Origin of the sequence: Candidatus Nitrotoga sp. BS, from assembly GCF_927797785.1 — a bacterium.
GTDB lineage: Bacteria > Pseudomonadota > Gammaproteobacteria > Burkholderiales > Gallionellaceae > Nitrotoga.
In genome coordinates this window covers 1-6,027 of record NZ_CAKMLL010000007.1, presented here as the reverse complement: position 1 = coordinate 6,027, position 6,027 = coordinate 1, and the positions used below count along the sequence as shown (strand labels likewise).

Annotated in this window: 6 protein-coding genes; 1 reads left to right on the top strand and 5 read right to left on the bottom strand. The window is 47.8% G+C overall.

Features of this window, described 5'->3' with window-relative positions; genetic code table 11:
* The first annotated feature begins 274 nt into the window (after positions 1-274).
* Entirely contained in the window at positions 275-727 is a 453-nt protein-coding gene (locus MJ769_RS00475) for a tetratricopeptide repeat protein (RefSeq protein ID WP_239233884.1), read from the top strand.
* 143 nt (positions 728-870) lie between these two features.
* Here the strand turns inward: MJ769_RS00475 and MJ769_RS00470 are convergent, their stop codons facing one another.
* The 5 genes from MJ769_RS00470 to MJ769_RS00450 form a co-directional block, all read right to left on the bottom strand.
* On the bottom strand, positions 871-1,599 hold the full coding sequence (locus tag MJ769_RS00470; RefSeq protein ID WP_239233883.1) for an ABC transporter ATP-binding protein: 729 nt from the start codon (positions 1,597-1,599) through the stop codon (positions 871-873).
* A gap of 43 nt (positions 1,600-1,642) precedes the next feature.
* Positions 1,643-2,455: an ABC transporter ATP-binding protein gene (locus tag MJ769_RS00465; protein ID WP_239233882.1), complete on the bottom strand. Its 813-nt coding sequence runs from the start codon at positions 2,453-2,455 to the stop codon at positions 1,643-1,645.
* Between the two features lie 14 nt (positions 2,456-2,469).
* A complete protein-coding gene (locus MJ769_RS00460) occupies positions 2,470-3,546 on the bottom strand; it encodes an ABC transporter permease subunit (protein ID WP_445083045.1) in 1,077 nt (358 codons plus the stop codon).
* A gap of 4 nt (positions 3,547-3,550) precedes the next feature.
* Positions 3,551-4,474: a branched-chain amino acid ABC transporter permease gene (locus MJ769_RS00455; RefSeq protein WP_239233881.1), complete on the bottom strand. Its 924-nt coding sequence runs from the start codon at positions 4,472-4,474 to the stop codon at positions 3,551-3,553.
* Positions 4,475-4,536: 62 nt separating this feature from the next.
* Positions 4,537-5,721: a branched-chain amino acid ABC transporter substrate-binding protein gene (locus MJ769_RS00450; protein ID WP_445083044.1), complete on the bottom strand. Its 1,185-nt coding sequence runs from the start codon at positions 5,719-5,721 to the stop codon at positions 4,537-4,539.
* Positions 5,722-6,027 lie beyond the last annotated feature (306 nt).

Below are 6,027 nucleotides of genomic sequence, written 5' to 3'. Positions count from 1 at the left end.
CTAAAAACCTGTCAAGTGTTTTCTTGATTATTTATAGGGGTGAGTAGTTACAAAAAAATAATATAAAATGCTAAAAATCTAACTTTGGCTACTCATGCCAAAATGTCTTTATTGCTAACACAAAGTTATTTTCCATATTAAAAATAATATATTGAATAGGAATCAAATTTTGATTGCGATTGATGGAAATATAAAGGGTGACAATTTGCAACTTGGCTAGATCTTTTTGCCCGGAAACAACGAACTCATATCGCAGTACTATCTAGGAGAAACCATGAACGATAAAACCACGAACGATAAAACCACGAACGAAGAAAACATGAATGCACAAAGCTTTTATGTTAACGCTTGGTTTGCCCAAGGCATCTCTTTTGACAATCAAAACAAATTCGAGGAGGCAATTGAGGCATATCGGCAAGTACTGCGTCTTAAACCAGAATATGCTGATGCTTGGTATAACTTGGGCATTAGTTATGGCAATCTAAAAAAATACGGTTTAGCGATTCTGTCGTATGAGGAAGCGGTGCGTATTGAGCCAGAGAAGGCCGGTGCTTGGTTTAATATGGGCGTGGCGTATTATTACCAGGACAAGCGGGAAAAAGTGCGGGAAATTTACCAGACCTTGCGCAAGCTTGATGTGGCTATAGCGGATGAATATTCCAAAGCTGTATTTACTGAATTCAAGATAAGCCCTGGTTCGCATTACAGTCCACCGCCTGATATTTGAAGTTGTCACGTTAGTTCTTCGCGGGGATATTATTCTCTGCTATGTTTGAACGACTATTCTACGAAAAAAATTGGCAGAGTGAATCCATTGGTGTCCATTTTTGACAACCTACTTCACCAGTAGATAACCTGTTCAAAGATGGGCTAACCTCCCAGATAGGCGCGGCGCACCGCTGCGCTCCCCAGAAGATTGGTTGCACTGTCGGATAATGTAATCAACCCGCTTTCTAATACATAACCGCGTTGCGCTACTTCGAGGGCAAGCTTGGCATTCTGTTCAACCAGCAGAATTGAAACGCCCTGTGCGGAGATATTGCGGATGGTTTCAAAAATTTTGACCACCATCATCGGTGCCAGCCCCATGCTGGGTTCATCCAGCATCAATAATTTGGGACCGCTCATCAACGCGCGCCCCAGTGCCATCATCTGTTGTTCCCCGCCGGACAACGTTCCTGCCAGTTGCATACGGCGCTCGGCCAAGCGTGGAAATAACTTGTAGATGCGTTTCATATCCTGCTCAATGGCGGACTTGTCGTTGCGGCAATATGCACCCATCTGTAAATTTTCTTCTACAGTTAGCCGTGCGAATACGCCACGTCCTTCAGGTACTAATACTAATCCTTCTTGTATAAGTTTATGTGCGGCGCGGTGTTGTAAAGAGATGCCGTGGTAATGTATTTTGCCTGCAGATGGTTGTAGCAGGCCAGCCAACGCCTTGAGTGTTGTAGTCTTACCGGCACCATTGCTGCCGATGAGTGCGACCAGCTCGCCCGGTGCTACGTCGAGATTGATCCCTTTTAATGCTTGGATGCCGCCGTAAGCTACTTTCAGGTCGCGCACCTGCAACAGAGATATTGATTTAGAAGCGATCATGATTTCGACATGCTTACAATATGAAACATCTTTTTTCGTATGATTAGATTTCTGCCTGCGCGGGAATAATGGGTTCTGTTCCCAAATAAGCCGTGATCACCGCTGGATCACACCGAATTTTTTCCGGTGCGGCTTCGGCGATTTTTTTGCCGTAATTCAGAACTGCCACGCGGTCGCACAGGCCGAGAATAAACTTTACGTCATGTTCAATGAGCAGCACTGTAATGCCACTGGCGCGTATGGATAGTAATAATTCTTTCAGATTTTTAGTTTCAGTGGCATTCATGCCTGCCGCTGGTTCATCGAGCGCAAGCAATTTTGGGTCGGTTGCCAATGCACGGGCTATCTCAAGCCTGCGTTGCTCGCCGTAGGATAAATTTTTGGCCAAAGTATGGTGTGGGCGGTCTATGCCAACATACTTCAGTAAATCATGTGCTCGTTGCACTATTGCATGTTCTTCGGCGCGCGCTGTTGCATTGCGAGTGAGTGCGCCCCAGATGCCGCTGCTGGTACGCAGGTGACGACCGACCATGACGTTTGCTAGTGCAGTCATATTAGCGAACAAGCGGATGTTCTGAAAGGTGCGCGCAATTCCTGCCTGCGCTAACACATGCGGCTTGCAGTGGCCGCTATACTCAGTGTTGTTAAACGTGAAACGCCCACTATCCGCTTGATACAGACCAGTCAAAATGTTGAAGAGTGTCGTTTTGCCCGCACCATTTGGGCCGATTAAGCCATAGATTTCATCATGCCGAATATGCAGTGAAATATTGCTTAGCGCAGATAGGCCGCCGAAGTGTTTAGTTACACCGGATAGTTCTAGTAAATTTTTATCAAATTTAATGGGTGTTGTCATGCACAGGTACCCTGTTACAACTGAGTTGCATTGTTTTCGACAGCCAGTTCGCGTCGGCGTTGGTTAGAGGGCCACAATCCAACAGGTCGCCATAACATGACCGTGACCAGCGCGAGTCCGAATAACAACATACGCAAGCTTTCTGGGTCGAAAATTGTCTTGCCGAACAGTATTTGTTGTGCCGGCCCTGAGCCATGGCGCAAAGCTTCGGGCAATGCTATCAGCAGTATGCCTCCTAACAGCACGCCACTGACGTTACCCATGCCACCGATTACTACCATGCATAACACGGTGATGGATTCAGTTAGACTAAAACTTTCCGGGCTGACAAAACCCTGGAAACCAGCAAACAAACCACCCGCCAAACCGCCGAAAGTTGCCCCCATGGCAAATGCTAAAAGTTTAATATTGCGTGTATTAATGCCCATCGCCTCAGCTGCCACCTCGTCTTCGCGAATTGCCATCCAGGCGCGGCCGATGCGTGAATCTTCCAAGCGTAGCGAAATAAAAATCACTAGCAGTGTGAAGAAAAGAAACAGGTAGTAATGTAAGTGCACGGAGGGAAAAGTGACGCCGAACAATTCGTGCGTGCTGCTGAATGAGAATTCGCCGATACGGATAGGGTCTATCATGCTGATACCTTGCGGGCCGTTGGTAATATTAATCGGCGCGTTCAGGTTATTGAGGAAGATGCGAATTATTTCGCCAAATCCCAAAGTGACGATGGCAAGGTAATCGCCTCGCAGGCGCAAAGTGGGCGCTCCTAGCAGTACGCCGAATAAGCAGGCCAGCAGTGCGCCCAGCGGTAGGACTATCCAAAATGGCAAATGCAAGCCTAATTGAGGCGATCCGAGCAAGGCGTAGCAGTATGCACCCACCGCAAAGAAGGCGATGTAACCGAGATCGAGTAGGCCAGCATAACCGACTACGATATTCAACCCCAGCGCCAGCATGATGTACAGCAATGCGAAATCCATGATGCGTACCCAACCGTGCCCGAGCAGTGCATCGGTAAAAAAAGGTAACGCTAGCAGCGCTATAGCGAGTACGACAAATGCTAACCACGCGCTGCGCCTGCTCTTGGATGTCAGATGTTTAAGCACGTTCCGCAACACGTTCTCCTAACAATCCGGACGGGCGGAAAATCAGTACGGAAATCAGTACAAAGAAGGCAAATACATCTTGATAATGGCTGCCGAGAAAGCCACCACTGAGATCACCAATATAGCCTGCCCCTAAACTTTCAATTAATCCCAGCAGCAGTCCGCCCACCATGGCACCGCGCATATTGCCGATGCCGCCTAATACAGCGGCAGTGAACGCTTTGAGTCCAAGAACGGAACCCATGGAATAGTGCACGATGCCGTAGTTCGCACTGACCATAATACCTGCCACTGCGGCCAGCGCGGAACCCAGCATGAAAGTGATAGAAATCACACCATTTACATTCACCCCCATCAAAACGGCAGCGGAAGGATTCTCTGCTACAGCACGCATTGCCCGACCCAAGCGAGTGCGATGCATCAACAGTAGCAGGCCACCCATCATTCCCAACGCTACTAATACAATAAGAATCTGCACTTCCGTAATGATTGCGCCAGCCAACATATGCGAGCTGTTGGGCAGTAAAGGCGGGAAAGCATGGTATTCGCGTCCCCAGAATATCATCGCTAGATTTTGCAGCACAATGGACACGCCGATCGCAGTAATTAACGGGGCTAAGCGCGGGGCCTTGCGCAATGGACGGTAGGCGATGCGCTCGATGCTGTAACCTAGCGCCATACATACCACAATCGAAGTAATCAGGCTGATCAGTAATATGAGCAGCGGTGGCAAGCTAGATCCGATAAGCAATAAGATTGTTGACAGCGCCACCATTGCCCCTACCATCACCACTTCGCCATGCGCGAAATTAATCAGACCGAGAATGCCGTACACCATGGTGTAACCCAAAGCAACCATGGCATACACGCTGCCTTGCACAATGCCGTTGACGATTTGTTGTAGTAATGTGTCCAAAGGTTACTCACAAACAAAAAACGACACGCAAGGTGTCGCTTGATTTTTCAATTCTATTATTATCAATGCGCGGATATAGCGGAGTTCCCGCCTATGGTTTGCAGCGGCTGCCACTTGCCTTGCTGCACTTGGTATAGAGTCACTGCGCCGCCTTTAATGTCGCCTTTTTCGTCGAAGGATATGTTCGCGGTTACGCCATTATAAGTAATCTTGGCGAGTTCTGGCAGGTATTTCCTTGGATCGGCTGAGGCAGCTTTTTGCATCGCGGCGATCATCACATTCACCGCATCATAACAATATGGTGCATACAATTGAATGGGTTGTTTATATTTCGCTTCATAGCGTTGGGAGAAGTCTTTGCCGCCGGGCATCTGTTGCAGCGGTAGACTAGGCAATGAAGCATAAATTCCATCGGCGGCATCGCCAGCCAGATCAAGTAATTTTGGCGTGTAACCACCATCGCCCATCATAAACTTAACATTTAAACCAAGTGCTTTAAGCTGTTTGGCCATCGGTACGCCTTGCGGATCCATGCCGCCAAAAAAAAGTAAATCGGGCTGCTTGCTCTTGATGGAGGTCAGCACTGCAGTGAAGTCTACCGCTTTGTCAGTGGTGTATTCACGCGTTACGATCTGCGCACCGTTGGCTTGCACAGATTTGATGAATTCATCAGTCAGTCCTTGGCCATAGGCAGAGCGATCATCTATAACCGCGATTTTCTTCGCATGCAGGGTGTTCACTGCGAATTCGCCCAATGTCTTGCCTTGCTGCCCATCATTGGACATCACTCGGAAGGCAGTCTTAAGACCTTGGGCGGTGTAACTCACCGCTGTTGCGGAAGGAGAAATCTGTGGGATGCCGTTATCACTGTAGATCCTGGAAGCCGGGATAGAGGTGCCGGAATTGAGATGGCCGATCACACCATTCACTTTTGCATCTACCAGCTTTTGTGCAACTATCGTAGCCGTTTTCGGATCCGCTTGGTCATCCTCGCTGATCAGTTCAAAACGTGCCTTGCGTCCGCCAATGACGACCCCTCGGTTGTTGGCATCCTCTATCGCCATGCGCGTACCGTTCTCATTGTCCTTGCCGATATGCGCTTGCGGTCCGGTGAGTGGGGCAACGGCACCGATTTTCACCACTAGGTCGTCTATACCGTTGACCATAGGTTTTTCCGATTCGCTGCAAGCAGTAAGGAAGACAAATGACAGGGCGGCGAGGAGCAAGGATGACTGGTTATGCAACATGATGGATTCAGAAGGGGGAGTAGGTTGTCGAAAGGATTATGTTTGGAATGATACATTCCTGTCAATTATGTATATTCCGAATAGTTATTGGAACGTTATAATATGAGCTATATCATAGCTGTGGCTGGCTGTGAAATTTGATTCGAAACTTAACTAAAGTATTTATAAATCATCCAGATTGGACGTTTTTATGGAAATAATTAACGAAAAATCTTTCAAAATTAAATAATTGTCAAGAGCTGGCTGTAATATGTGTTAGCCCCAAGTAGTAATGTCCGGTTTCTCCCAAATAGAAATGTCCGCTGG

What these genes read in the sequence shown, in the direction of transcription:
- MJ769_RS00475 (WP_239233884.1), top strand. Translation starts at nt 275, where the DNA reads ATGAACGATAAAACCACGAACGATAAAACCACGAACGAAGAAAACATG.
- MJ769_RS00470 (WP_239233883.1), bottom strand. Translation starts at nt 1,599, where the DNA reads ATGATCGCTTCTAAATCAATATCTCTGTTGCAGGTGCGCGACCTGAAA.
- MJ769_RS00465 (WP_239233882.1), bottom strand. Translation starts at nt 2,455, where the DNA reads ATGACAACACCCATTAAATTTGATAAAAATTTACTAGAACTATCCGGT.
- MJ769_RS00450 (WP_445083044.1), bottom strand. Translation starts at nt 5,721, where the DNA reads ATGTTGCATAACCAGTCATCCTTGCTCCTCGCCGCCCTGTCATTTGTC.